At 43.0% G+C, this 25,768-nt stretch carries 29 protein-coding genes; 27 read left to right on the top strand and 2 right to left on the bottom strand.

Going from position 1 to position 25,768, the window contains the following annotated elements:
• Positions 1–37: 37 nt before the first annotated feature.
• From hybC to ACWU4D_RS05975, 13 genes are all read left to right on the top strand, one after another.
• The gene (gene hybC / locus ACWU4D_RS06035; RefSeq protein WP_456050498.1) at positions 38–1,738 is read left to right on the top strand and encodes a hydrogenase 2 large subunit; all 1,701 of its coding nucleotides are present in this window, start codon (positions 38–40) and stop codon (positions 1,736–1,738) included.
• 1 nt (position 1,739) lies between these two features.
• Entirely contained in the window at positions 1,740–2,249 is a 510-nt protein-coding gene (locus ACWU4D_RS06030; RefSeq protein WP_456050497.1) for a HyaD/HybD family hydrogenase maturation endopeptidase, read from the top strand.
• Between the two features lie 23 nt (positions 2,250–2,272).
• Positions 2,273–2,494 carry a HypC/HybG/HupF family hydrogenase formation chaperone gene (locus ACWU4D_RS06025; protein WP_456050496.1) on the top strand — a complete coding sequence of 74 codons (222 nt, stop codon included), beginning with the start codon at positions 2,273–2,275 and terminating at the stop codon, positions 2,492–2,494.
• Positions 2,481–2,954 carry a [NiFe]-hydrogenase assembly chaperone HybE gene (gene hybE / locus ACWU4D_RS06020; protein ID WP_456050545.1) on the top strand — a complete coding sequence of 158 codons (474 nt, stop codon included), beginning with the start codon at positions 2,481–2,483 and terminating at the stop codon, positions 2,952–2,954. Before ACWU4D_RS06025 ends, hybE begins: the two co-directional genes overlap by 14 nt.
• Positions 2,955–2,968: 14 nt before the next feature.
• Positions 2,969–4,057: a hypothetical protein gene (locus ACWU4D_RS06015; protein ID WP_456050495.1), complete on the top strand. Its 1,089-nt coding sequence runs from the start codon at positions 2,969–2,971 to the stop codon at positions 4,055–4,057.
• Between the two features lie 38 nt (positions 4,058–4,095).
• Positions 4,096–4,437 carry a hydrogenase maturation nickel metallochaperone HypA gene (gene hypA / locus ACWU4D_RS06010; protein ID WP_456050494.1) on the top strand — a complete coding sequence of 114 codons (342 nt, stop codon included), beginning with the start codon at positions 4,096–4,098 and terminating at the stop codon, positions 4,435–4,437.
• Positions 4,437–5,525, top strand: coding sequence for a hydrogenase nickel incorporation protein HypB (gene hypB, locus ACWU4D_RS06005; protein WP_456050493.1), 1,089 nt, complete (start codon positions 4,437–4,439; stop codon positions 5,523–5,525). The genes hypA and hypB overlap by 1 nt, the downstream gene beginning before the upstream one ends.
• Before the next feature lie 3 nt (positions 5,526–5,528).
• Positions 5,529–5,813 (top strand): HypC/HybG/HupF family hydrogenase formation chaperone, encoded by a 285-nt coding sequence (gene hypC / locus ACWU4D_RS06000; RefSeq protein ID WP_456050492.1) that lies wholly within the window; start codon positions 5,529–5,531, stop codon positions 5,811–5,813.
• A complete protein-coding gene (gene hypD, locus ACWU4D_RS05995; RefSeq protein WP_456050491.1) occupies positions 5,813–6,961 on the top strand; it encodes a hydrogenase formation protein HypD in 1,149 nt (382 codons plus the stop codon). The genes hypC and hypD overlap by 1 nt, the downstream gene beginning before the upstream one ends.
• A complete protein-coding gene (gene hypE, locus ACWU4D_RS05990) occupies positions 6,954–7,964 on the top strand; it encodes a hydrogenase expression/formation protein HypE (protein WP_456050490.1) in 1,011 nt (336 codons plus the stop codon). Before hypD ends, hypE begins: the two co-directional genes overlap by 8 nt.
• Positions 7,965–7,973: 9 nt before the next feature.
• Positions 7,974–10,268 (top strand): carbamoyltransferase HypF, encoded by a 2,295-nt coding sequence (gene hypF, locus ACWU4D_RS05985; RefSeq protein ID WP_456050489.1) that lies wholly within the window; start codon positions 7,974–7,976, stop codon positions 10,266–10,268.
• A 27-nt stretch (positions 10,269–10,295) separates the two neighbouring features.
• Positions 10,296–10,454 carry a hypothetical protein gene (locus tag ACWU4D_RS05980; protein ID WP_456050488.1) on the top strand — a complete coding sequence of 53 codons (159 nt, stop codon included), beginning with the start codon at positions 10,296–10,298 and terminating at the stop codon, positions 10,452–10,454.
• Between the two features lie 187 nt (positions 10,455–10,641).
• Positions 10,642–11,349 carry a 4'-phosphopantetheinyl transferase family protein gene (locus ACWU4D_RS05975; RefSeq protein ID WP_456050487.1) on the top strand — a complete coding sequence of 236 codons (708 nt, stop codon included), beginning with the start codon at positions 10,642–10,644 and terminating at the stop codon, positions 11,347–11,349.
• Here the strand turns inward: ACWU4D_RS05975 and ACWU4D_RS05970 are convergent, their stop codons facing one another.
• Entirely contained in the window at positions 11,350–11,889 is a 540-nt protein-coding gene (locus ACWU4D_RS05970) for an acyloxyacyl hydrolase (RefSeq protein WP_456050486.1), read from the bottom strand.
• A gap of 20 nt (positions 11,890–11,909) precedes the next feature.
• Entirely contained in the window at positions 11,910–12,977 is a 1,068-nt protein-coding gene (locus ACWU4D_RS05965; protein WP_456050485.1) for a methyltransferase, read from the bottom strand.
• A gap of 239 nt (positions 12,978–13,216) precedes the next feature.
• Here ACWU4D_RS05965 and ACWU4D_RS05960 point away from each other — a divergent pair, with 239 nt between their 5' ends.
• From ACWU4D_RS05960 to ACWU4D_RS05895, 14 genes are all read left to right on the top strand, one after another.
• The gene (locus ACWU4D_RS05960) at positions 13,217–13,921 is read left to right on the top strand and encodes a beta-ketoacyl synthase chain length factor (RefSeq protein WP_456050484.1); all 705 of its coding nucleotides are present in this window, start codon (positions 13,217–13,219) and stop codon (positions 13,919–13,921) included.
• On the top strand, positions 13,902–14,711 hold the full coding sequence (locus ACWU4D_RS05955) for a lysophospholipid acyltransferase family protein (protein ID WP_456050483.1): 810 nt from the start codon (positions 13,902–13,904) through the stop codon (positions 14,709–14,711). Before ACWU4D_RS05960 ends, ACWU4D_RS05955 begins: the two co-directional genes overlap by 20 nt.
• Positions 14,686–14,958: a phosphopantetheine-binding protein gene (locus ACWU4D_RS05950; protein WP_456050482.1), complete on the top strand. Its 273-nt coding sequence runs from the start codon at positions 14,686–14,688 to the stop codon at positions 14,956–14,958. Before ACWU4D_RS05955 ends, ACWU4D_RS05950 begins: the two co-directional genes overlap by 26 nt.
• 6 nt (positions 14,959–14,964) lie before the next feature.
• Positions 14,965–15,219 (top strand): acyl carrier protein, encoded by a 255-nt coding sequence (locus ACWU4D_RS05945; protein WP_456050481.1) that lies wholly within the window; start codon positions 14,965–14,967, stop codon positions 15,217–15,219.
• Between the two features lie 88 nt (positions 15,220–15,307).
• Complete coding sequence (locus ACWU4D_RS05940; protein ID WP_456050480.1) at positions 15,308–15,772, top strand: hypothetical protein; 465 nt, start codon at positions 15,308–15,310, stop codon at positions 15,770–15,772.
• 2 nt (positions 15,773–15,774) lie between these two features.
• A complete protein-coding gene (locus ACWU4D_RS05935; RefSeq protein ID WP_456050479.1) occupies positions 15,775–17,118 on the top strand; it encodes an AMP-binding protein in 1,344 nt (447 codons plus the stop codon).
• Positions 17,111–17,455, top strand: a complete 345-nt coding sequence (locus ACWU4D_RS05930) for an ApeI family dehydratase (RefSeq protein WP_456050478.1) — start codon at positions 17,111–17,113, stop codon at positions 17,453–17,455. The genes ACWU4D_RS05935 and ACWU4D_RS05930 overlap by 8 nt, the downstream gene beginning before the upstream one ends.
• The gene (locus ACWU4D_RS05925; protein WP_456050477.1) at positions 17,452–19,089 is read left to right on the top strand and encodes a glycosyltransferase family 2 protein; all 1,638 of its coding nucleotides are present in this window, start codon (positions 17,452–17,454) and stop codon (positions 19,087–19,089) included. The genes ACWU4D_RS05930 and ACWU4D_RS05925 overlap by 4 nt, the downstream gene beginning before the upstream one ends.
• Positions 19,082–20,632 carry an HAL/PAL/TAL family ammonia-lyase gene (locus ACWU4D_RS05920; protein WP_456050476.1) on the top strand — a complete coding sequence of 517 codons (1,551 nt, stop codon included), beginning with the start codon at positions 19,082–19,084 and terminating at the stop codon, positions 20,630–20,632. The genes ACWU4D_RS05925 and ACWU4D_RS05920 overlap by 8 nt, the downstream gene beginning before the upstream one ends.
• A complete protein-coding gene (locus ACWU4D_RS05915; RefSeq protein ID WP_456050475.1) occupies positions 20,625–21,035 on the top strand; it encodes an acyl-CoA thioesterase in 411 nt (136 codons plus the stop codon). Before ACWU4D_RS05920 ends, ACWU4D_RS05915 begins: the two co-directional genes overlap by 8 nt.
• Complete coding sequence (locus tag ACWU4D_RS05910; protein ID WP_456050474.1) at positions 21,023–21,679, top strand: LolA family protein; 657 nt, start codon at positions 21,023–21,025, stop codon at positions 21,677–21,679. The genes ACWU4D_RS05915 and ACWU4D_RS05910 overlap by 13 nt, the downstream gene beginning before the upstream one ends.
• Positions 21,679–23,997: an MMPL family transporter gene (locus ACWU4D_RS05905; protein WP_456050473.1), complete on the top strand. Its 2,319-nt coding sequence runs from the start codon at positions 21,679–21,681 to the stop codon at positions 23,995–23,997. The genes ACWU4D_RS05910 and ACWU4D_RS05905 overlap by 1 nt, the downstream gene beginning before the upstream one ends.
• Entirely contained in the window at positions 23,987–24,592 is a 606-nt protein-coding gene (locus tag ACWU4D_RS05900) for a DUF3261 domain-containing protein (RefSeq protein ID WP_456050472.1), read from the top strand. The genes ACWU4D_RS05905 and ACWU4D_RS05900 overlap by 11 nt, the downstream gene beginning before the upstream one ends.
• On the top strand, positions 24,585–25,766 hold the full coding sequence (locus tag ACWU4D_RS05895; RefSeq protein ID WP_456050471.1) for a beta-ketoacyl-ACP synthase: 1,182 nt from the start codon (positions 24,585–24,587) through the stop codon (positions 25,764–25,766). Before ACWU4D_RS05900 ends, ACWU4D_RS05895 begins: the two co-directional genes overlap by 8 nt.
• Positions 25,767–25,768 lie beyond the last annotated feature (2 nt).

Genomic DNA, 25,768 nt, shown 5'->3' with positions numbered 1-25,768 from the left:
GCCTCAATCGATTTAAAGAATTTTAAAGGAACTATTCATGAGTCAACGAATTACTATTGATCCAATTACTCGTATTGAAGGCCATTTGCGCATTGACTGTGAAATCGACAACGGTGTTGTGACCAATGCTTGGTCTTCGGGCACGATGTGGCGTGGCATGGAAGAGATCTTAAAAGGACGTGATCCTGTCGATGCATGGATGATTACGCAACGCATATGCGGAGTTTGTACTACTGTACACGCTCTGGCTTCAGTTCGAGCCGTTGAAAGTGCACTCGAGCTCAAAATTCCCGTTAACGCACATCATATTCGCAACATCATTTCTGCGGCGCATAGTATTCATGATCACGTGGTTCATTTTTATCAACTCTCTGCTCTAGACTGGGTCGATGTCGTTTCTGCACTTTCTGCTGATCCGAAAAAGTGTGCTGAAATTATGGAATCACTTTCTACTTGGTCGTTAAATTCAGTACAAGAATTTACCAAGGTGAAGGCGAAGCTACAGAGGCTAGTCGATAGCGGTCAACTTGGTATTTTTGCCAATGGCTACTGGGGACATAAAGAGATGAAGCTTTCCCCTGAAGTTAACTTAATCGCTGTCGCGCACTACTTACAAGCTTTAGAACATCAGCGCAATGCTAACCGTATTGTTGCCGTCTTAGGTGGGAAAACGCCCCATATTCAGAATTTGGCCGTGGGCGGAGTAGCAAACCCAATCAATTTAGACTCCGAAAGCGTTCTTAATATGGAACGTTTGATGCTGATTAAGTCATTTATCGACCAACTTGATGAGTTTATCGAGCAAGTTTATAAGGTCGATGTGGCTATCGTCGCGGCGAATTACCCTGAGTGGTTATCGATTGGCAAAGGGGTAACGAACTATTTGGCTATGCCAGAGATCCCAACCAATGCAGAGGGGACTGGGTTTAGAATGCCAGGCGGTTATTTCGAAAATGCTGATTTGTCTACATTCAAATCCATCGATAGCCATCAAGATCAGTATTTAATCGATGGCATCGCCGAAGGCAGCAAACACGCTTGGTACGAAGAAGATGGGCCATTTCACCCTTGGGAAGGTAAAACCAACCCGGATTACACCGGTTTCGAAGATGATGGTAAATACTCTTGGGTGAAAGCTCCAACTTTCTACGGTAAGCCGGTGCAGGTTGGTCCTTTAGCGCAAGTGTTCTGTGCAGTTGTTGCTAAAGACGAAATGACGATTACCCATTTGAATGATGTACTTGGTGCGTATGAAAAACTCACTGGTATAAAACCAGAGCTAAGTCAGTTGCATTCTACATTAGGTCGCCATGCTGCGCGCGCGGTTCGCTGTGGAGTATTGAAAGACGTATTACACCAAGAATGGAAAGCCCTGATAGACAATATCGCTACCGGTGATACCGAGACCTATATCAAACCAGAATTCCCAGAAGGTACGATTAAGGGCGTTGGCTTCCTAGAAGCGCCTCGTGGTCTGTTGTCCCATTGGATCGTGATTGAAGATGGCAAAATTGAAAACTATCAGGCGGTTGTCCCTTCAACTTGGAATTCCGGCCCGCGTAATAACGATGGACAACTTGGGCCTTACGAGCATTCGCTAATCGGGACGCCCGTTGCAGATCCTGACAGGCCGCTAGAGGTGATACGCACTATCCACTCATTTGATCCTTGTATGTCATGTGCGGTGCATATTGTTGATACGCGCGGGAAGGGCATTATGGAAATTAAAGTGGTATAGAATGAAAGACTGCAAACCAAATATCTTAGTGTTAGGGGTGGGTAATATATTACTAAGTGATGAATCTGTAGGTGTCCATATTGTTGAACAGCTTGAAGACACCTTTGATTTTCCGAGTGGTGTTGAAGTCGTCGATGGCGGCACCGCGGGAATGGAGTTGCTTGATTACATTGCCAGTCGTGACCACGTTATTATTATTGATGCGGTGTTAACCGGAGCCGATCCCGGTACGGTTGTTGTTTTAAAAGATGACGATGTTCCAGCACTGTTTAACAATAAAGTGTCACCACATCAGCTCGGACTTTCCGATTTACTCGGCTCATTAAAACTCACTGATGAATCCCCAAACCATATCTATCTTGTGGGGGTGGTACCGGAGTCGGTTGAACCCGGCTTGGACATGACCCAAACAGTGATTAATTCAATGCCAACGATGAAAAAATGCGTACTCGATTACCTTACTGAAATAGGCGTTTACCCAAGAACGAAAACGAGCACCACATGTGTATAGGGTATCCAGCAAAGGTGGTTACCGTGTCACATAATGGTATGGCAGCAGTAGTGGAAACGCGGGAAGAGCAGCAAACCGTTAACCTGATGATGCTTGAAGAAGTTGTCGAAGTCGGAGATTACTTGATCATTCAAGTTGGTGGATTTGCTGTAGAAAAAATGGAACAAGATGAAGCACTCAACGCGATTGCTTTAATTACTGCCATTGAAGAGGGAGATATTCAACGTGCCAATGAACTCTATTGAAAACCCTAGTGTGGTAGTGAGTGAGGTATTCAACAGTATTTATCACACTGAAATGAAAGCTCTTCCTTTTGTTAACACGAACTTATCGGTCGAATGTATTGGCTTTGCTCTGCACGAAGAAAATTGGCTTGGGGTGCTGTTAACCCCATGGTGTATGGATTTGCTGCTATTTCCTGGGCCCGGTCGAGAATGGTCGCAGTCACTTAATGTCGGCGACAAAATGGGGCTGACGCTGGGTGAAAATCAATATACTTTTTTCGCCAGTTATCATGAAGAGTTGGGGCAATACTTGTCGTGCTCGTTGTGCTCTCCGGTAAAACACTTAACCACTCATTCGGCAGCGAGGCAGCTCGCAATCGATATTCGCCGCCTGATTGTCGCGCTTCCGCTTGATACTGTGAATGATAAGTCACGGCGTCAATTGTTTACTAAGTTGGTCAATCCAACGCCAGCGTTATAGCGAGGCGAAGTGACGTGGACGAGTTAACCAAACCCGAAATGCCAAACAGTGCTATTGCCTCTACAGGTAAGATAGAAATTGAGCTGCATTTAATCGCTAAGGGCTTATCTGAACTAAGACTGGTTGAGCGGTTAACGATTCAAAATAGCCGACCTCAAAACCTCGGTAAACTACTTGTTGGATTGACACCCGCACAAGCATTACTGAAGATTCCAGTGTTGTTTTCTTTGTGCTCACAAGCACAACAGGCTGCGGCTTATAGCGCGTTGGCCGGAGCAAGAAATATTGCACTCGAGCCAAATCAACAATCGATTTTGGTTGAACGTTGTAGCTTGGAATGGGTCAAGGAGCACAGCTGGCAACTATGGATGATGATGCGAGCATTAATTGGCGACGATTACGCTAAAAGCGAGAGTATCGCGATTACCCAACCGTTGCTTAAGCAATTACAGCAACAGCCGAATTTGTCATTAAGCTCACCGTTACCAACGTCAAGTGACATCGATTGGGAGGCGATTAAAGGTTCAATGACAGCTATTTTTGGCGTAATGCCGAGAGAATTTTTAACCCTTTCTTGGTCTGAGCTCATGCGCTGGGCGAAAACCAACGCACCTTATGCGACGTTATGGTCGTCAATGCTAGATCTAGGAAGTGTGCGATTGGGGTCATTTGAGCATTGGGATCCTCTACTTGAAAGTGGCCCATTGAATAGAGCACACCCACGCCATCCGCTTGTGGAACAATCATTGGCACTCTGGGGGCCAAGTGTTGTTACCCGCGTATTGGCGAAATTGATCGAATTGGCTCAAGCCTGTGTAAACCCACAGATTGCATCACCGATTGTTCAGGGACACGCTCAATCGTCGCGCGGTGAGTTAATACATACCGTATCGCTTGACCAAAATGGTGTGATTGAAAGCTATGACATAAATGCACCAACTGACCGACATTTTGGCCGAAATGGGCTAATGGCAAAATCGCTACTTGGCCAGACTATTTCGGAGAATCAACTTAACATGGTGAAACAACTAATTTGGGCAGTCGACCCTTGTGTTGACTTCAACGTGACGTTTCTATTCGGAAATAAAAAAATTCAGAGCTAATTATTTTATCGGGACTCAACCTATGAGCGAGCATCACTATGCATGAAATGTCACTTTGCGAAAGCATCATCCAATTGATTGAAGACCAAGCCCTTGCTCAGCAATTTAATCGTGTGACTAAGGTCTTTATTGAAGTTGGAGCATTTGCTGGTGTCGAAGTCGACGCAATGCATTTTTGTTTCGATGTTGTTAGCCGTAATACGCTGGCTGAAGATGCCAGCTTAATTATCACCGAATTAGCAGCACAAGCTTGGTGCTTTGATTGCTCGACTCAAGTGAGTGTAACCAGTCGATTAGATTTATGCCCTCTTTGTAGCGGTGTGAGTTTGAAGTGTGAAAGCGGTGATGAAATGAGAATTAAAGAATTGGAGGTGCACTAATGTGTACAACTTGTGGCTGTGGAGCTGGAAATACGAGAATTGAAAACATCGATAGGCACGACCATTCACATAGTCATGATCACGACCATCATCACGGCGAACACCATTCGCACCACCATGCGGAAGAGCATCAACATGATCATTCACACAATCAAGCGGGTGGCATCAATCAAGTGATCCATCACCATTACTATTATAATCAGGTTCATGTTCATCATTATCCATCGGCACCGAACTCTGTTGCGCCACACGGACATCATCGTTCTCATGCACATCACCATCCAGAAGCACATTCACACTGTGATCATGTAGACCACGAACACTCTGATGCTCATTCTCACCAACATACTCATCATCACGAAGAAGAACGGTTTGTACCTGAATTGAGCGGTGAAGATCTTCATTATGGAGAGGGAGCGGCGCACTCGCACGCACCTGGTATGACTCAAACGCGGATGGTTCAGATTGAACAAGACATACTGGCAAAAAACGATGCAATAGCGGAAAGGAATCGAGCATTTTTACAGTCTCGAAACATTAAGGCTCTCAATTTAGTTTCGAGCCCGGGCTCAGGTAAAACCACGCTGTTAACTGAAACCTTAAAGCGGCTCGACACCGATCAGTGTATGGTGATAGAAGGCGATCAACAAACCACCAATGATGCTGACCGAATTCGTGAAACCGGTGCTCAAGCGATCCAAATTAATACCGGTAAAGGGTGTCACCTTGATGCGCAGATGGTCGCCGACGCGATTGCGCGGCTATTACCAGAGCAAGATACAACTCTGTTTATTGAAAATGTCGGCAACTTAGTTTGTCCTGCCGCGTTTGATCTTGGTGAGAGTCATAAAGTGGCGATTCTTTCTGTCACAGAAGGAGAAGACAAACCATTAAAATATCCAGATATATTCGCTGATGCAGACTTAATGTTAATCAATAAAATCGACTTGATTCCATATCTGAATTTTGATCTTGATGCTTGTACGGCCAATGCAAAACGAGTCAACCCAGATCTGGAAATATTGCTGGTCTCGGCAAGTAGCGGAGAAGGTATGCAAGTGTGGCTTGACTGGTTAGGAGAGCGTTAAGTCATGTGCTTAGGAATTCCCGGAAAAATTATTGAGATCACCGATCCGGTTGAAATGCTTGGTCATGTCGAAGTGAGTGGGATTAAACGTGAGGTAAACCTGGCTTGTGTGGTTGAAGATTTACCAGAAAACTTAATCAATCACTGGGTACTCGTTCATGTTGGTTTTGCGATGTGTGTTATCGATGAAGCTCAAGCTAAAGAGACGTTAGAAGCGTTGGAAGCAATGAGCGCCTTGGATCACGAACTCGATGATTTTAGTCAACGTCAACAGAGTGAGAACGGCTAATGGAATATGTTGATGAGTACCGAGATCCAAAGCTCGCCAAAGCAATAATTAAGCAGATTGAACAAGCTGTTGCGGATATTCCAGATGCGAAGAAGCCGTTACAAATTATGGAAGTCTGTGGCGGACACACTCACACACTATTTAAATATGGAATTCTTCAACTGTTGCCGAGCAGTATTGAGTTTGTTCACGGTCCCGGTTGCCCGGTATGTGTGTTACCTAAATCTAGACTTGATCAATGTATCGCGATTGCCGAACAACCCAATACAATTTTATGTACGTTTGGCGACGCGATGCGTGTGCCGGGTTCGAATGGCTCGCTGTTTGATGCCCGTGCTCGTGGCTGTGACATTCGCATGGTGTATTCGCCTTTGGATGCATTGCAATTGGCTGAGACGAACCTCGATAAACAGGTCGTCTTTTTTGGGCTAGGGTTTGAGACTACGATGCCAGCGACAGCGATGACATTACGTCAAGCTAAACAACGTGGGATTCAAAATTTTAAACTGTTCTGCCAACATATTACGATCATGCCGACATTGAATGCGCTACTGACCCAAGATGATGTGCGTATTGATGGCTTTTTGTTACCAGGTCACCTTTCTATGATCATTGGCACCAAACCTTATCAACCACTAGTTGATGAATTTTCAAAGCCGTGTGTTGTTACCGGATTCGAACCGCTCGATATGCTCCAAGCCCTGTTAATGTTAATTAAACAATTCCGCGATAAGCGTTGTTGTATCGAAAATCAGTACGGCAGAGTCGTTAAAAATGGTGGAAACAGTAACGCACTTAAGGCGATGGAAGAGGTTTATCAGGTTAAAGCGCGGAGTGAATGGCGTGGACTTGGCTTTATTGAAAATTCCGGTAGTGAACTTACAACTGAATATCAACAGTTTGATGCTGAATTGTTCTTTAAACCAAAATCAAAATGCAGCAGTGATCCACAAGGAAGTCGCTGTGGTGATGTATTGTCCGGGAGATGCAAACCAACAGATTGTTCGTTGTTTGGCCGAGAATGCGTACCAGAAAATGCGATCGGAGCACTGATGGTTTCCTCCGAAGGCGCGTGCGCAGCCTATTACCATTATCACCGCCAACCGACTATGACCCCGACAAGTACTAATGAGGTTACAAATGGATAGAATCACACTTGCTCATGGTAGCGGTGGTAAAGCCATGCAGAAATTGATTGATGATGTGTTTATGCGCCATTTTTCTAACCCGACTCTTTGCCAGCAAGAAGATCAAGCGCGTCTTTCGTTGCCTGAATTGGTGAGCTCGGGTGGGCAGTTAGCTTTTTCGACCGACTCATTTGTCGTTGACCCATTGGTTTTTCCCGGTGGTGATATCGGTAAACTCGCCATTTATGGAACTGCGAATGATGTTGCGATGAGTGGCGCGAAACCCGTGTATATGTCGAGTGCATTTATCCTTGAAGAAGGACTACTGATATCAGAGCTTGAAGCTATTGTTTGTTCTATGGCTGAGGCAGCTAAAGACGCTGGAATAAAGATCGTAACCGGTGACACAAAAGTCGTTGCGAAAGGCGCTGCGGATAAACTGTTTATTAATACTAGCGGGCTTGGGGTTATTCCTAATGAGATTGATTGGGGAACATCCAATATTCAATCTGGCGATCGCATTATTGTATCGGGTTGTATTGGTGACCATGGCGCCACTATTTTAAATCTTAGAGAAAATTTAGGTCTAGATGGTTTGTTGCAAAGTGATTGCCAGAATCTGTATCCATTGGTTGAAGCACTTCTTCCTATATCTGGCATTCGTTGTTTACGAGATGCAACTCGTGGTGGTGTAAATGCGGTATTACATGAGTTTGCATCAAGCTCAGGTTGTGGCTTTGAGCTCGATGAATCAGCGTTACCTATTAATACCGAAGTTCGTGGAATATGTGAACTCCTTGGGTTGGAAGCGATTAATTTTGCTAATGAAGGAAAGCTTATCGTGATTGTTTCAGAGCACGATACCGACCATGCGTTAGATAAATTACGAGCACTTTCTGGAGGTCAACAGGCCGCAATTATTGGCGAAGTGAACGACTCAAAGCAGATAACCATGCGCAATTTATTTGGTGGCAGCCGGTGGATTGATCTTCCGTCAACAGAGCCAATGCCTCGGATTTGTTGAGTTGATTTTATGAGTAACGGCATTGCGATTCGAGTTAAAGGTAAAGTGCAAGGCGTCGGGTTTCGTCCCTACGTATGGCAGCTTGCTAACGCGATGAATTTACATGGCGACGTTATCAATGATGGAGAAGGGGTTCTCATTCGGTTATCGAGTTTGCAGAGCTCAACGACCTCATCTTCAATAAAATGGCGCGAATTCGAAAGGGCATTGATCTCTAAGCTGCCGCCTCTTGCTCGAATCGAGTCCCTAACATCAAGTTCGTTTGATTGGCGGACGTTACCCTGTCGCTTTGTTATTTCAACATCCCAATCTACAGTTATGGATACGCAGATTGTACCGGATGCGGCGACTTGTCCCGCGTGTGTCGAAGAACTGCTCAAACATCAAGATCGTCGTAGTCACTATCCGTTAATAAATTGCACTCATTGTGGCCCTCGTTTTACCATCGTGAAGGCATTCCCTTACGATAGAGCAAACACAGTGATGTCGACGTTTCCACTGTGCTCAGATTGCTCGACGGAATACACCAACCCAACTGACCGACGTTACCATGCACAGCCGATAGCGTGTCATCAATGTGGCCCACAAGTTACGGTTTATAATTCCAAAAAGGAGTTGCTTGATATTAATTGGTTGGATATTGCTATCGAGGCATTAACCAACGGTCAGATTATTGCGCTCAAATCGGTAGGCGGTTTTCATCTTTGTTGTGATGCGACCAACGCTCATGCAGTTCAACTATTACGCCAACGTAAACATAGACCAGCAAAACCCTTTGCGGTGATGGTGCCGACTCTGAGTGCAACCGCCGAGGTAGCAAATTGTACTAATGACGAGGGAGAGATGCTGGCAAGTCCGGTCGCACCGATCGTCTTGGTTAGCAAGAAAACCAACACAGATTTAGCGCAAAACATCGCCCCAAATTTAGCCGAAATTGGCTTAATGTTGCCGTCAAACCCAATACAACATCTGTTAGCTGATCATTTCAATAGACCTTTGGTGATGACGTCGGCTAATGGAAGTGGGCTTCCTCCGGCGATCGATAATCAGGATGCGTTAAGAGACTTATCACCGTTTGTTGATTATTTGGTGCTGCATGACCGCGATATCATTCAGCGTTGCGATGATTCGGTCGTTCGAGTAAAACCTGACTCAACGATCGAAGTATTACGTCGCTCACGTGGCTTGGTTCCAGACGTGATCAACTTTCCTCACGGCTTCCCAGATGCCGATGGATATCTTGCCTATGGTGGTGATCTTAAGAGTGCGTTCGCGGTTGGCAAGGGGCGTCAAATCGTCGTGAGTCAGTATTTAGGTGACCTCGCCAATATTGAAACCCAGCAACAGTACAAAAAGACCATCGCCGACTACCTCTCGCTGTATCAATTACGTATTAAAGCCCATGTTATTGATCAGCATCCTGGATATTTCACTCACCAACTGGCTCAAGCTAAGGCTTCAGACTCTAACGTCATTCAGGTTCAGCACCACCACGCACATATTGCGAGTTGTCTGATAGAAAACCAGTGGCGACCAAATCAAGGAAAAGTACTTGCTCTTGCACTAGATGGCCTAGGGATGGGAGAAAACGGAGAATGGTGGGGCGGCGAGTTATTTATCGCAGACTATAGCAGCTGCAAACGATTGGGTGGGCTGCCACCGATCGCTTTGGTTGGTGGTGATAACGCGGCTAAGCAACCTTGGCGCTCATATTTTGGTCACCTAAAAGCCTTTTCGTCACAAATAAGTCGCAAAGAATTAGCGGGTATTTTTCCTAACAAACCACTAGACCTGCTTGAACGAGCTATGCAGAACCAGATTAATACACATGTGGTGTCATCAACTGGACGTCTATTTGATGCTGTCTCCGCATCACTAGGTATTTGTTTTGATGAGATTGAATATGAAGGGCAGGCTGCTAGTCAGCTAGAAGCGCTGGCACTTCAAGAGCAAACGTTGTGTGACGATGAATTTGCAATTCCGATCAACGATCATCATTTGGATTTGTCGACATTTTGGACTAACTGGTTGTTAGTCGAAGCAACAACAGCACAAAAAGCTTTTCTGTTTCACCACGCTCTTGCTGATGCATTTGCGACACTAGTGCTCGAAGCCCAACAAGAGCATAAAGTTAATCACGTGGTATTAACCGGTGGTGTTTTTCATAATGCGTTGCTTACAAAACTGCTTACTCAGCGACTGAAGAATCATATCCAAATTCTACAACATCAATATTATTCATGTGGCGATGGCGGATTAGCCTTAGGACAACTCGCCGTCTCACTGTGTAAACCAACACTTTGATTTAAACAATAAAGGAAATCACTTACGATGAAAAAACGACTATTAGCATTACTTATTACTTTGCCAGAACTCGCATTTGCTCATACGGGGCATGGTGCTCATTCTCATCCAGAAGAAGTATATGGAGGCTTTATGTTAGTTGCTGCTGTAGTGGGAGCCTACTATATATGGAAGCGTTTTCGTTGATAAGATGATTGTGGGGTTGAACGGTGTTAGTGATTCGTTTGTATCAGCGCCGTTCATACTCAGTCTGTATCGTACTCAGTTTGAGTCTAGTATGGGTAAGTAAATTGGTAAGTGAATCACTGCTGTATATATCTATGATATAGTGAAGTTTAACAATTCTTATCTACTTCATTAGACAAACAGTACCATGAACGCGATTAAACAGTGGTGTTTAACGAATATAGAAGGCGTTGATGTTTGGTTATTCAGACCCGACGAAATATTAGACTTCGGGTTATTTAAAAGCCAATTTTTTCACCTCCTTTCTGCCGATGAGCAACGAAAGTTCGAGGCTATCAAACGAGAACAAAAACGTCGTGAATATCTCTTCACGCGGGTATTTGTGCGTCACGTACTGTCTCGATATTGCTCACTTGCGGCAGGACAACTGGTCTTTAGCAAAGAGAGTAATGGAAAACCTTATTTATCCACTCCTGAGCGCACCCCACATTTTAATCTCAGCCATACAAAAGGTTTGCTTGTATGCGCGGTTAGTGATCGCTTAGACGTCGGGATCGATGTTGAGAATATTACCCGTACGACTGACTTTGAAAGTATCGCATCGCAATATTTCTCCAATGATGAAAATAACCGTTTAAACACCAAAAAACTTCATGCTCGAAAAGCGTATTTTTATGAACTTTGGACATTAAAAGAAGCGTATCTCAAAGCGTTAGGGATTGGCATCTCAGTTCCATTGAAGAGTATAAATTTCTATGAAAATCAATCAAATGGAAATAAGAGAGTTATGATTGATGACAAGGGCAATACTCTATTTGAAGTGATGAAGTATGGTGAAGAGCACCTAATCTCCGTATGCGCTAGGCAAAACTCAACATTTGAAAAGGGTGTTTAACTAAAACTTAAAACCAAATGCAAGCGTAAACGGCACATCGATACCATCATTCGGTTGCTTTAGATTGGCGTTGCTAAAGTGGCGATATTGAAAACGAACCTGATATTTTCGCTGCGAGTCAAGATAAACTCCGCCACCCACCTGAGCCTGAAAAGCAAAATGAGAAGCTTGTTTTCGTTCGCCGAATTGTTTTGTACTTAAGTAGCTCGGTCCTAATGCTCGAACATGAAAGAAGGCTTCTTTTCCTGCAAGCGTTTTAAATAGCTTGAGCTCTGGAAAAATAGAAAACGCGACTAACGACTCTTCACCCTCCTGACTATCAGTGCCCATGTAAGTAATACTGGAACCTAAGCTTAAAATTTGTCTCTCACTTCGAATGTGATCGTACAGTATTGCATCGAGATAAAGTGTTTTATTCCAATCATTGGTGCCGAATTGAGGCCCGAGACCGCCACCGAGCATTAATTCTGATGCGTAGCTATAAGCAGACGACATCCCCGTCAGTGTCAATAGTAGTATCTTCGGGGTAGATAGCCTCATCGGTTGATCTCACGCGTTAGTTATTGTTTACGACAATGAATTAACGAATGGCCTAGGCCAATGTTATCGGTGACTGAAATTATTTGTAGTCCTGCTTTTTCGATGAGTGGTAAAAAGTCGTCACTCATGTAAAAGCGACTATTACCATTGGCTAGAGCGGTAAAATATAGACTTGTGCCATTTAGGGAGTAGCTAGCGGATTCAAATTCTTGTCGGTCTGGAAACAGCTCCATAATATAGACGTCAGATTCTTGATTCATTGCTTCAACAACCCGACTTAAAATACTGACAATTTCGGGTTGGCTGAAGCAATCAAGAAACTGGCTCATCCAATAAATATCTTTATTTTGGGGTAGCGTGGTATCGATGTTGAGTAAATTGCAAGGATGAGCGGTGACACGCTCAGAAAAGCCATGTTGCTCTACATTTTTCTGTGCGACGGCAATTTGCTGTGGTAAATCAACCATGGTAACAGTAACGTTAGGATTGAATTCGCAGCATTTAAGCGTCCATTTCCCAGTATTTGCGCCGATGTCACAAATGGTTTGTCCATTACCACTAAAAACGGTATTCAAAATCGTAGGAAAGCTTCGGTCAGAATAATAGTGGTCAAAATCAAACCAACTGCGTTTTTCCTGATCGCTTAAGCTCGATAAGCCTTCATAGATGGTCGACCATTCACCTAACGCTTCGAGGCCAGCAGGGCGGTTTTCTAATATGGACTCAGTAAGCTGCGCCATTCCTTGATAACACACGTCAGACACAAAGTTCATGTTTACTTTGGTCATCTCATCATGATTCACAAAATGCCCAAGCTTAGTAATGATATAACGATCCTGATTTTTGGTGACTAACTTGACCGATAGCCCCATGTCCAATAACACAGCAACCCCATAGCGACTGATTGTCAGTTGTTCAGATAACTCATCAACCGTTGCACCTTGTGATTTGAACTTAGATAAAATATTCAAGATACCTAAGTCTCGCAGTGATTTGGAAGCTTGGAATGCGATTGGAGCAAAAGCGAGCCTTTGAGCTTCTTCTTTTGCTTCAACGGCAGATAGGGTGTCGGTGCTATAAAATTTCATCGAATTATTATTCAGTTAATCAAAGTGTTGCTAGCCTATTTAAATTTATAATGAAGTGCAAGCCTCAAAATATAGGTTTTAATTATTCATATAAAAAGCAATGAGAATTATCCGGATATCGCTATGGTATCGTGAAAATTAGACTCTATAGAATGAGCTATACTTTTACTTTGCCATATTAAATATAGTGTTATAGGATTCACTCAATTGTTTGTAAAACAGCATGTACTACGTAAATAATGAAAATAGATATTAAAATATGCGTTAGTGGAAATCTCGATTCGTTTGATTCGCTTAGTGAGAATATTTCTTTGTGTAATTCGTCTCCAAACGTACCTAAGTCGATTCTTCGCCGCAGCAGTACACTAACAAAGAAAGTCCTTTCGTTTTCAGATTTTATTGTGTCTAGTAATACTAATTTCATGGTGTTTGCAACGCGACACGGCGAATTGAGCCGCACTTATAAGCTTTTACATTCAATCGCTTCAGGGCAGGAATTATCTCCAACTCAATTTGCTCAGTCGGTTCACAGTACCGCTCCCGGTTTGTTAACAATCTCCAATAAGAAAAATATCCCATTTACAACAATTTCAGCAGAACAAAATACATTTGTAATGGCATTAGTCGAAGCGATAACACATCTCAAAATTAATCCTACAGATGAAGTATGTGTCATTTATGCTGATGAATGTGTCCCTGACGAGATAGCTCCCTATATTAGTGATGATTGTGAGCTATCATTAGCAATTAAATTAAGAGTAGGAAATCAGTATATTGTTGATGTGGACACTGAAAATACGAGAGTATCTTCCACTGAATGTGATAATAGAGCTAACATCTTTAATATGATTAACCGATTATCCACATCGAATGAGTTTCAATTAACATCAACGTCACTAAATTTAATATGGACACGAACTGACAGTGATCGCAAAGCGTCTTAGACAAATAGGGTTTGGATTTTCATTTTTAATGTTCGGCATTGGTGGGCTGATGTTGTCGTACTTGGTCTTTCCGCTAATATTTATCTGTTATCGCGATAAATTAAAAAGACAAGATATATGTCAGTTTATGATTTCATGTTGCTTTGAACTGTTTGTTTTGATGTTGTCTTCGCTTCGAATCGTGTCGGTCGAAATATTCGACAAACATCGCCTAAACCCAGAGCAAGGTGCGCTCGTTGTTGCAAATCACCCAACATTAATTGATGTTGTGATTATCATTTCGCAACTGCGTCAATGTGATTGCATTGTTAAGTCATCATTGTGGGAAAACCCGTTTATGCGCCATGTAATTCAAATGGCGGGTTATATTCCCAATGAATCCCCTGATATTTTAGATATTTGTCATGAGAAATTATCCTCTGGACGGAAGTTGCTTGTTTTTCCTGAAGGCACTAGGACCGTTCCCGGCGAGCAGATTCGGTGTCAGCGTGGTGCGGCGCAATTAGCGGTTAGATGTGAAGCAGATATTCAACGTATTCTAATTCATACTCATCCAGCAATTCTTTATAAAGGAATATCTTGGTACAATGTGCCTTCCGAACAACCAGAAGTAAAAGTTCAAGTTATGGACGTGGAGTCGGTAACGACACTAATTGAGAGTTCTAGGTCAACCCCAATCGCAGCGAGGCGTCTTACTCGTTACTTTGAAGCGGCACTAGAACCGAGCAGTATTCACGAGTCATTAAATATTGAGGAATTCACAGTTGGAATCTCTAGAAAACAAAATTAAACAACTTATTATAACAACACTAAACCTTGAAGATTTGTCCCTCGATGATATTGATTCAAACGAACCTTTATTTGGCGATGACGACGGATTAAATTTAGATTCAATTGATGCATTGGAACTTGGACTTGCAATAAAGCAGGAATTTGGCGTGGTCATCAACGCTGATGATACCAAAGCTCGAGAATACTTCCGTTCGGTAGCCTCACTATGTGAATTGATCGAACAACAATCATCAATAGTGGAGTAATCGAGCATGGAAGAGTTAAAAGTATTCGAATTGATTAAAGACGCAATGGTTGAGTTATTTGAATTAGAACCTAACAGCATTACGCGAGATGCTCATATCGTTGATGATTTGGATCTTGATAGTATTGATGCTGTTGATTTAATCGTTCACTTGCAAAGACAGACTGATATTAAGATTAAGCCAGAAGAGTTTAAATCTGTTCGAACAGTGGATGATATCGTTAATGTCGTAATGAAACTCATCGATAAATCGGAAGCATAATTTTTTGGTCCGACTTCTCACAATACTGATAGTCATCGTTACAGTTTGCTATCCGGTACTCATTTATTGGGGAGTCACTTCAGGCAACGTGATTGGCGTTGCTTGGATGATGATATCTTTATTGTGTGTAAAACTTACCATTCAGGTTTACAAGAAATCGACACGTGCAAATGAAATTTTGCCTCCAATCATCGGGATATTGGTTTTAGCGTTTACGTTGATTAGTGAAGATGTTAGAGGGACGCTTTATTATCCTGTCGGAATAAATATCTCCCTGTTGATTACGTTTTTTCTTTCACTGTTTTATGGACAGCCCATAATTACAAAAGTGGCACAAATAACGACGACTTTGGATGAGGCGGGTCTTATATATACACGAAACCTGACTAAACTATGGGTGGTTTTTTTCGCAGTAAATGGGTGCATTGCTCTTATCACGACTCAATTAAGTTTTGAAATATGGGCTCTGTACAATGGCGGGATTAGTTATGTTCTTATTGGTAGTTTTATTTCGGGCGAATGGATATATAGAAAACGGGTTTTAGAGAAGTAATTATGCTGTCTAATTTACACCAACTGCTTTTTTCTGATCGAGACACGACAATCTTAGCGTACGATTCAAACGGTAATAAGTGCATTGCTGATTTGAAAAATGAAGTTAACTGTGTTGTCCAATTATGCCGGGACTTTACTGATCAATATTTTGTTATTGCTTGTCGCGAACCATGGTCACACCTCGTTGCTATGCTCGCAGCACAGCAATTAGGCAAAACCGCTATTTTTCCTCATAACCAAGCGACGCTCACTCTGAAGCAGTATCAAAGAGACGCGGTTCTTATTTCTGATGACGCCTCTGTTTCCCCTGATATCTTAGTAGACTCCAGAATGCTTAGTAATATCACTGAGTCAAGGCGCCCAATACAAGTTGATGCGGCAGCATGTAAGGTCGATCTCTATACATCGGGGTCTACCGGATTCCCAAAGAAAATAACCAAGTCACTTGCAGTACTTGAACGAGAAGCTGGAGTCTTAGATGACCTGTTTGGAACGATAACTGACGTCACTCATGTAGTCGGCAGCGTTTCACATTTTCACATCTATGGCTTTCTATTTCGAATTGTGTGGCCATTGCTATCGGGAAGAATCTTTCAACGTCAACTTATCACCAATGCAGATGTTCTTTCTAGATTAACCTCACCAACTACTGCATTAATTGCGAGCCCAGTAATGCTAGAGCACTTGGTTTCGGAAGGGGCAGAGTTTTCCGCAGGAATTGTGTTTAGCTCAGGCGGCCCGCTGCAATATAAAACGAGCCAAGAGACTCTAGCTCTATCGGGCTTTTTACCCATTGAAATATTTGGCAGCTCTGAAACAGGAGGGGTTGCTTGGCGCCGTCAAGCCTCACTTGAGCAAGATTGGGAGCTTCTGCCAGGAATCAGCTATCGACAGGACTCTGAACGGCTCAAAATCGTATCCCCATTTATTGATGAGCCAGGCGAGTACGTTACAGATGATTCAGTTTCTTCGATAGATGAAACTCACTTTCGCTTACTTGGTCGCCAGGATAGGGTGGTCAAACTTGCGGAAAAACGCGTCTCTCTTACCGCGATTGAACGTTCTGTTGAAATGCTACCCGAAATCGAATCAGCGGTGGTGATTACAATGCAAAATAGACACCGCCAAACCGTCAATCTTGTTATAACCTTGTCAAACGTTGGCAAGAAAATTGATGATATGTCAAATAGCGACTGGTGGAAAAAAATTAGGCGTCATCTATCACAAGATACAGAATCGGTAGCATTGCCTCGACGTATTCGGATAATTGATAGCATCCCTCGTAATACTCAGGGTAAAATAGATAATCAACAACTTTTGGAACTATTTCAGTCACATGGTTAGGCAGTTACCGTTTGTACAAAATGTCGAAATAACTCACGATAGAGTGGTGTTATCGATCTCGATTCAACCTGAACTTGAATATTTTTCAGGTCATTTTGATGGTTTCCCAATTTTACCGGGGGTCGCTCAACTTGATTGGGCATTGTATTTTGCCGCACACTATTTTGAAGCTCCCTTTGAGTTCTCTGGTATGGAGGTCGTGAAATATCAAAAACCAATCTCACCTTCAACCGCATTACAGCTAGAGCTTAAATGGGAACGAGAGAAGAATAAATTACAGTTCAGTTATTTTGATCGCGATAGCATTTATTCCAAGGGCAAGGTAAAGCTAAGATGAAGTATGCGATTCTCATCCCTTGCTACAATCACGGCCAAGCATTAATAGAAGTAATTAATTCGCTGCAAGAGACCGCGTTGCCAATTTTGATTGTTAATGATGGAAGTGACGCAAATACATCAAACATCATCGATGATTTAGCTTCGAAATTTGAGTCTGTTTCCCCACTGCATTTACCGGAGAACTCTGGCAAAGGTGGGGCCGTTATGGCTGGCATTAAGCACTTGCAAACTCTTGGTTTTAGTCATGCGATACAAGTGGATGCCGATGGACAGCATGATTTAAAAGCCATTCCTGAATTATTGAAAATCTCACAGCGCTCACCAGATAAATTGGTCTCTGGTGCTCCAATATATGGTGATTCCGTTCCTAAAGCTCGATTATATGGCCGCTACGCAACTCATGTTTCAGTTTGGATATCGACACTTTCGTTTGAGATTAAAGATTCGATGATTGGTTTTCGTGCTTATCCTATCGAAATGTGTTGTGCACTATTTTCTCGTAAACAGCTCGGTACTCGGATGGATTTTGATACGGAAATTCTCGTCCGACTTTATTGGCAAGGTGTTGATATTGAATACCTCCCTGTAAACGTACACTACCCAGAAAATGGGATCAGTCATTTCTCAGGGCTTAAAGATAATTTGCGAATCAGTTGGCTTCATACGCGGCTCATAACTGAAATGTTCATTCGCTCACCACAATTGCTTAAACGTAATTGGAAGCGCAATGTTCATTGGTCTCGTAAAAAGGAAAATGGCTCCATATTAGGGATGAAAGCCTTACTCTGGAGTTACAAGGTCTTTGGTCGTTCATTGTTTAAAAGTCTACTCTATCCGGTGATCTTGTATTACTACTTAACCGATCATAAATCACGTAACGCGTCAAAACAGTTTCAATTAGAAGTGGCGAAACGCAATAACGCACCCATCGCCAGTAGCTACCGACATCTTTTTAACTTCGGTGAAGCGATGCTAGATAAGCTCGCAGCGTGGATGGGGCAATACAGTGTCGATGATGTTGTGGTGCACAACGAAAGCTGTTTTGAAGAAGCGATTAAAAGTGATACCGGTTGCCTTATCTTGGGAAGTCATTTAGGCAACTTAGAAGCTTGTCGCGCACTCAGCGAACGTTATACCGGCCTAAAAATGAACGCGATTGTATTTACCCAACACGCTGAGAAATTCAATTCGGTGATGGAATCAGTAAACAAAGACAGCAGCTTAAACTTGATTCAAGTGACCGACTTAGGGCCTGATACTGCCATTCTACTTGAGCAAAAACTTAATGCGGGAGAATGGGTTGTTATCGTTGGTGACCGCACGCCTGTTACCAAAAATAAGCGAGTGGTTTGGAGTGATTTTATGGGTAAACAAGCTCCATTCCCATTAGGGCCCTTTATACTGGCCTCTATTTTAAAGCATCCAACATACGCTATGTTTGGGTTCTGTTTTAGCGGCAAAATTGAAGTACACCTAGAGCCACTACCATTCCAGCCTCTAGTAAGAGGTAAACGAGAGCAGGGATTGCAAACGAATGTCGCGATGTATGCGTCTATCTTAGAGCGCTATGCGCTACGTTATCCCTTACAGTGGTTTAATTTTTATGATTTTTGGAAGTTAGATAATGAGTAATATAGAGTCAGTGGTTTTCGGTTCTCAGTTCATAACAATCGAAGCGATTAATGCCATCGCTCATGGCAAAGCAAATGTTGCTCTTAACAATGAATCATCTTATTTGGGAATGATCGATAATTCTGTCGCGTTTTTAGAACGTTTGCTATCCGAAGATGGCGATATATACGGTGTCACGACAGGGTACGGTGATAGTTGTACCGTCCAAATTCCACAGCATTTAGTTCAATCGTTACCTTTGCAATTAACTCGTTTTCACGGTTGTGGCTTAGGTGATTACTTTAATGCCGAAGAGACCAGAGCAATTGTTGCTGCGCGTCTAGCATCACTAGCGATTGGTAAGTCTGGTGTCTCTCGAGAGTTGCTCTCAGGACTGACTCATTTACTGACTCACGATATATTGCCTCAAATCCCTGAAGAAGGTTCAGTGGGAGCTTCTGGCGATTTAACACCTTTATCGTACGTTGCGGCTGCACTTATTGGTGAGCGTGAAGTGACGTATAACGGAAGTGTTATCGATGCAAAAGACGCGCTCGAGAAGACAGGAATGGACGCAATAACGCTTCGCCCTAAAGAAGGGCTTGCGCTTATGAATGGCACGGCGGTAATGACCGCAATTGCTTGTTTAAATTGGCAACGTGCGAGTTACGTGTCGGAAATGGCGACGCGAATTACTGCAATGACTACACTTGCTATGCAGGGAAATGCCTTTCATTATGATGAGCGTCTTCACGCTGTAAAACCTCACCCAGGACAAGTTAAGTGCGCCAGTCGATTACGTGGAGATCTTGCATCAGAGCTGCCACCTCGTAATTCCGATCGTCTTCAGGACCGTTATTCGTTACGTTGTGCTCCTCATGTGATCGGTGTTCTAGAAGACACGTTAACGTGGACTCGGCAGTTAATCGAAACCGAATTAAACTCGGCTAATGACAATCCAATCATCGACGGCGAGAATGAAACCGTACTCCATGGTGGCCATTTTTATGGTGGTCATATTGCTATGGCAATGGACAGTTTAAAAACGGCGGTTGCCAATGTCGCTGATCTCTTGGATAGACAATTGGCACAACTGTGCGACTATAAATTTAACAATGGATTACCTTATAACTTAACCGGTGCTGCAGATGATATTTTACCGATAAGCCATGGTTTTAAAGCGGTACAGATCGGTGTATCTGCGTGGACGGCTGAAGCTCTGAAAAATACGATGCCAGCGTCGGTTTTCTCTCGTTCGACCGAGAGCCACAATCAAGACAAAGTGAGTATGGGAACCATCGCATCGCGAGATTGCCGTCGAGTGTTAGAATTAACCGAGCAAGTGGTCTCAGCGTGTTTGTTTGCTTCGGTTCAAGGGGTTGAATTAAGAGTGAAGGCACAGCAACTCAGCGATACAGAACTCAGCAGCGCAGTTACGACAACAATGAAAGAAGTACGAGAAATATCGTCACTGCTCGAAGGCGATCGTCCTTTGGAGGCGGAACTTCGCGAGTGTCTCTCGGTCATCGCTAAACGAGAATTTACTGGGTATTTAAATGATTAGTGCAAATGCGTATGTGACGGTGGCCTTTCAAGATTGCGACCCAATGCAGGTGGTGTGGCACGGTAACTATTACCATTATTTGGAAGAAGCTCGTCGAGCATTATTGGAGAAACTCCAGTTCACCTACGAATATATGGAGAGTAACGGCTTATCGTATCCTGTTGTCGACACGAGGATGAAGTTTACTTCTCCCGCGCGCCACGCCGACAAGCTCGAAGTTACTGCCACGTTATCGGAATGGGAAAATAGGTTAAAAATTAATTTTGTTGTGTTTAATCACACGACTCAAAAAACCTGTGTAAAAGCCCATACCATTCAATGCGCAGTCAATATGACCACCAATGAAATGCTCTATGCATCACCTCAGTGTTTATTAGATAAGGTCGCTGCATGTCTCGATTGATACCGTACTTATTGGTCTCTCTATTTGCTTTTTCGTCATTTGAATCCTTAGCAGACAAAGATGAGGAGATGCCCCCCGAGCTAACGAGTATCATTTCGATGGTAAGCAGTCAGCCTCAACAAATGGGCACGTTTTTGCAAGAAAAGAACATCTCTGGTCTAAGTCAGAAATTACTCTCCTCTGGTGAGTACTTTATCGAAGCAGGCGAATTAGAAACAAATAACGGAATTGTGTGGCAGCAAAATCAACCTTTTGATGATCTCTTAGTGGTCAAAAATCAGCAGCTGTATACCAAATCTGGTGATGGGCTCAAGCTTCAAAATGTCCCAACAAATGTTGTTAGCTTGATGACGGATATTTTCTCGGGCCTAATGACGGGGAATGTGACAAATCTGCAGAATCAATTCGATGTTGCGGTTAATGATAGCGACATACTTACAACTGACGATGCTGAATGGTCACTTACCCTAAAACCAAAGAGTACTCCACTGGACAGTATTTTTGAATTAATCACGCTATCAGGTAAAGACAGCGAGCTAAATAGTGTTAGATTACTAGAGGTTTCAGGTGACTCAACCAATATTGAATTGACCTCTTCATCGGAAGTCTCTGATATAGCAAAATGGTTGCGGAGCATAGAGTAATGCGTGACGTTGTAGCGCGTAGAAGTTGGTTCATTATTCTTATCGTTGCGCTTCTATTTTGTGCTATTAAGCTGCAAGGTAGTAATACAGTTCAAACCAGCGTGTTTGATATGTTTGCCAGTGAGACCAAAACACCCGCTTTGGATATCGCACTTAACCATGCTACTAAAGTGTTTGAACGTGATTTGATAGTGGTTGTTGAAGCGAACAGCGATAGTGAAGCTCGGCAAACCTCCCAAGCGCTAATCACAAGAATTGAAACATTTCCCACGATTGAGTTTATCGATAGCACTCAACGCGTAAGTTACCTCTCTGAACTGTTCTCACACCGCCAGCAACTTATCACAGAGCAAGATAGGGCGATAATTGCTCAAGGTCAGTCTGATCAACTTAGCCAGAATGCATTACGGCGCCTTTATTCACCCGCAGCGATTAATGGCCAGAGTTTTCTTAGTGACCCGTGGCAGACCTTTGAACGCTATCTTTTAGAACTGGTCGGTGAATCCTCATTTGAATATCAAGATGGGATGTTGATTGCGCATCTGAATAATAAAACACAAATAATGCTTCAACTGTCCTTGGTGGAGAGTGCTTACAGTAGCGAGGCGATAGAAGACATATCTCAGTTGAATCAATTTATCTTGGAACTTAAAACAGCTAAACACCAAACTTTTAGTACTGAGATTAGCTTAGAGGGTTCTGAAGGTGTTATTGCGAACCAAGAATTCAACATCTACCGAACGGGAGCAGGGTTTTATTCAGTTAGTGCCATGACATCGGCTCAAGCTGAAATTTCAATAATAGGCGGCGGTGCATTGTTGTTGATCATCGCCGTAGTGTTGTGGTTATTTGCTCAGTTTAAACCGTTGGGTATGACTATCTTGTCTCTGGGCAGTGGTGTTTTATTGGGACTTGCGGCGACATTAGCCTGCTTTGGTCAAGTTCATGCCTTCGCCTTGGTGATGGGAAGTAGTTTGATTGGTCTGGCGTTCGATTACGCGTTTCATTATCTTAGCTATCAGGTATGTTGTTCCGATCATACCCATAGCGCCGAGGTAGGAAGAAAACTTAGGCCTGCTTTAATTGTCGGAATGGTGAGTTCGATAATTGCATATGGCTGTTTGTTTTTTGCCAATCTTCCGATATTGAATCAATTGGCTGTATTTTCCGCATTTGGTTTGATGGGGGCTCTTGCCACTGTTTTGCTATTTTATCCGGCGTTTGGCCAAGTTAAACACTCTAACCGTGCAATTATCGTTGCTCATCAATTAACGCGTTTCGTTACACAGTATTTTAAACCGAAATATATCGGGGCTGTTGTCGCGTTATGTGCCGTGATTGCCGTGGTTGCCATGTTCCGTGGTTATTCGAATGATGATGTTCGAATTTTGCAGTCTCCAGAGCAACAGCTTGTTCAAGAGGAAGCCTATATCAAACAATTGTTTGGTTCGAAAAGCGGTTCAGATTGGATCATAACGATTGGTGACGACTTACAACAAATCGCACAAGATGAAGAACGTTTAACTGCGAATTTGAATATTCTTATCGATCAAGGAACACTGACTGGGTACACGTCATCAACACAATGGGTTCCTTCAATAAAACGTCAAACTGAAAATTGGAACCTTTATAAGGCGCTGCTTGATCAACAAGGAGCTTACTTAGCTACGCGAGCGGGAATGAATCAAGTTCCACAACTGATGCCGTTTGTTCCGCTCGATAAGCTTAATGACCAAGCAGGTATGCCTCGGTTGATCGGTGAATTACCAGAAGGTGGATTCTTTTCATTAACTATGCTCGACGGGCTCAAAGCAAATATTGATTCTGATGTATTGAGCGAGAATCAGTTCTACCTTAATTATGTTGATGATATCGGCAATCTATTGGGTGAATATCGTGAGCACGTAACCAAATTGTTGGGCGTTGCCATTGGTTTGGTGATCATTTTTATTTTTGGATATTTTGGGCGTAAAAACCTATTAAGGCTTATCCTTCCTCCCATATTAGCCGTCGTACTCGCCGCGACGTTGCCGGCTGCGTTAGGGTTACCAATTACGCTTTTTAATGTACTCGGCCTTTTTTTGATTTTTGGTATTGGGATCGATTACTGTGTATTTTTGCTTTGTCATGGCGAAGCAGAACATACTATTTTGGCGGTATTTATTGCGGGGATTAGCTCGTTACTCTCTTTTGGTTTAATGGCGTTGTCGAGCAACTATGCGATCTCCAGTTTTGGTATGACGATTGGGATTGGAATTCTATCTTGCTGGCTGGTTGCACCCATGGTTCTTGTCACTAGGAGTTCCAATGAAGAATAGAATAGTTAGCAGTATATTGGTTGGTCTTTTGTTAGGTCTTGCCGGATGTTCTTCATCTCAATCGACCTTTAATCAGACACTGTCATCGGATACCACAACTGAAGACAAGCTAGTACTGCTGAGTCCTGAATCATATCATGGAGAGCTAATAACTCAGCAACTAATGGACGTCGAATATGACGGTCAACAACATCGCTTGCGAATGATTCTAGAAGTGAATCCTAGCGGTGTTACATTGGTAGCATTGACCGGATTCTCGCTGCCAGCTTTTACGCTTTCTTGGAACGGTGAGGTGTTAGACCTCGACTCTAAGCTGCCGATTGAAGCGAAAGGAATCGATGCGCAACGAATCATACAAGATATTATGCTCGCACTTTGGCCTTCGACGTCTTTAAAGCCATTACTAACATCAAAAGATTGGGTATTAGTTCGTGATGGAGAAGTTCGCCAATTTGTAGGCGGTGACCAAAACCAAACCATGACGATAAAATATAAAGACCACCGTAATCAAAATGGAATCATTGATGTCTACCATCACGATGCAAATATTGGCTACCAATTAACAACACTGCAGTGGGAATCTAGGTATGAGTAAACATGTCTATATTGAAGATATGGCTGTGAGTTGTGCCATCGGCTACGAAAGCAATACTATTTTACATAACATGCGTACTGGTCTCGCCCCAGGTCTAAAGCCTTGGAAAGAAGTGTTGTATTCAGGAAGAGAAGCCTATGTTGCGACGATTACTCACGAACTCGATGATGTTAATGATGCATCAATTGTTAACAATCGCAATAACCAGTTAGCGAGTTTTTTATGCAGTGAACTCGAACCGAGTTTGACAAAACTTCGCCAGCGTTATGCGTCACATCGAATTGGCGTGGTCATTGGTTCAAGTACATCAGGTATCGAAAAAACAGAACAACAGATTGCTGAAAAAGTTAGAACTGGGGAGTTTCCACAAGATTATACTTATCAGCATCAAGAGATGGGCGATGTTTCTCAAGTTGTCGCCTCATTAGCAGGAGCAACGGGCCCGATTTATTCGGTATCTACCGCATGCACTTCATCTTCGAGAGCGTTCATTAGTGCTGCGAAATTGATTCAAAGTGGAATATGCGACGCTGTTATCTGTGGTGGTGTTGATACTTTGTGCCATCTTACCGTAAATGGCTTTGATTCTATTGAACAAGTTTCTAGCGAGCCTTGCAGGCCATTTGACCCAGATCGAAAAGGGATCAATGTTGGTGAGGGCGGCGCATTATTTATTTTAACCGCTGATAAGAGTGACATTGAACTTGCTGGTTATGGAGAATCGTCTGACGCTCATCACCTTTCGAGCCCACTACCTTGTGGATCTGGTGCGTACGATTCAATGCAACAAGCACTAGCTAATGCGCAATGTTCGACAGAGCAGGTGGACTATATCAATGCCCATGGCACTTCAACTCAACAAAATGATGCGATGGAAAGTAAAGCAATCTCAGATCTATTTTCAACGTCGATCCCCGTTAGTTCTACTAAAGCTTTAACTGGGCACTGTTTAGGCGCCGCTGGTGCTGTGGAGATCGCTATTGGTTGTTTAATTCTTAGACATCCCGACGAACCGTTACCCAAACAATGGCCTTCACAACGAAAGGTGGATATAAATATTCCACAAATTCAACTTGTTGAAGAAGAACTCATCGTTGAGCCAAAAGTGGTATTATCAAATTCCTTTGCGTTTGGTGGCAATAACGTCTCACTTATTATAAAGAAAACACTGTAGTA

This window comes from Vibrio phycocola (genome assembly GCF_053850235.1).
This window is presented reverse-complemented; position numbering and strand designations above follow the sequence as displayed.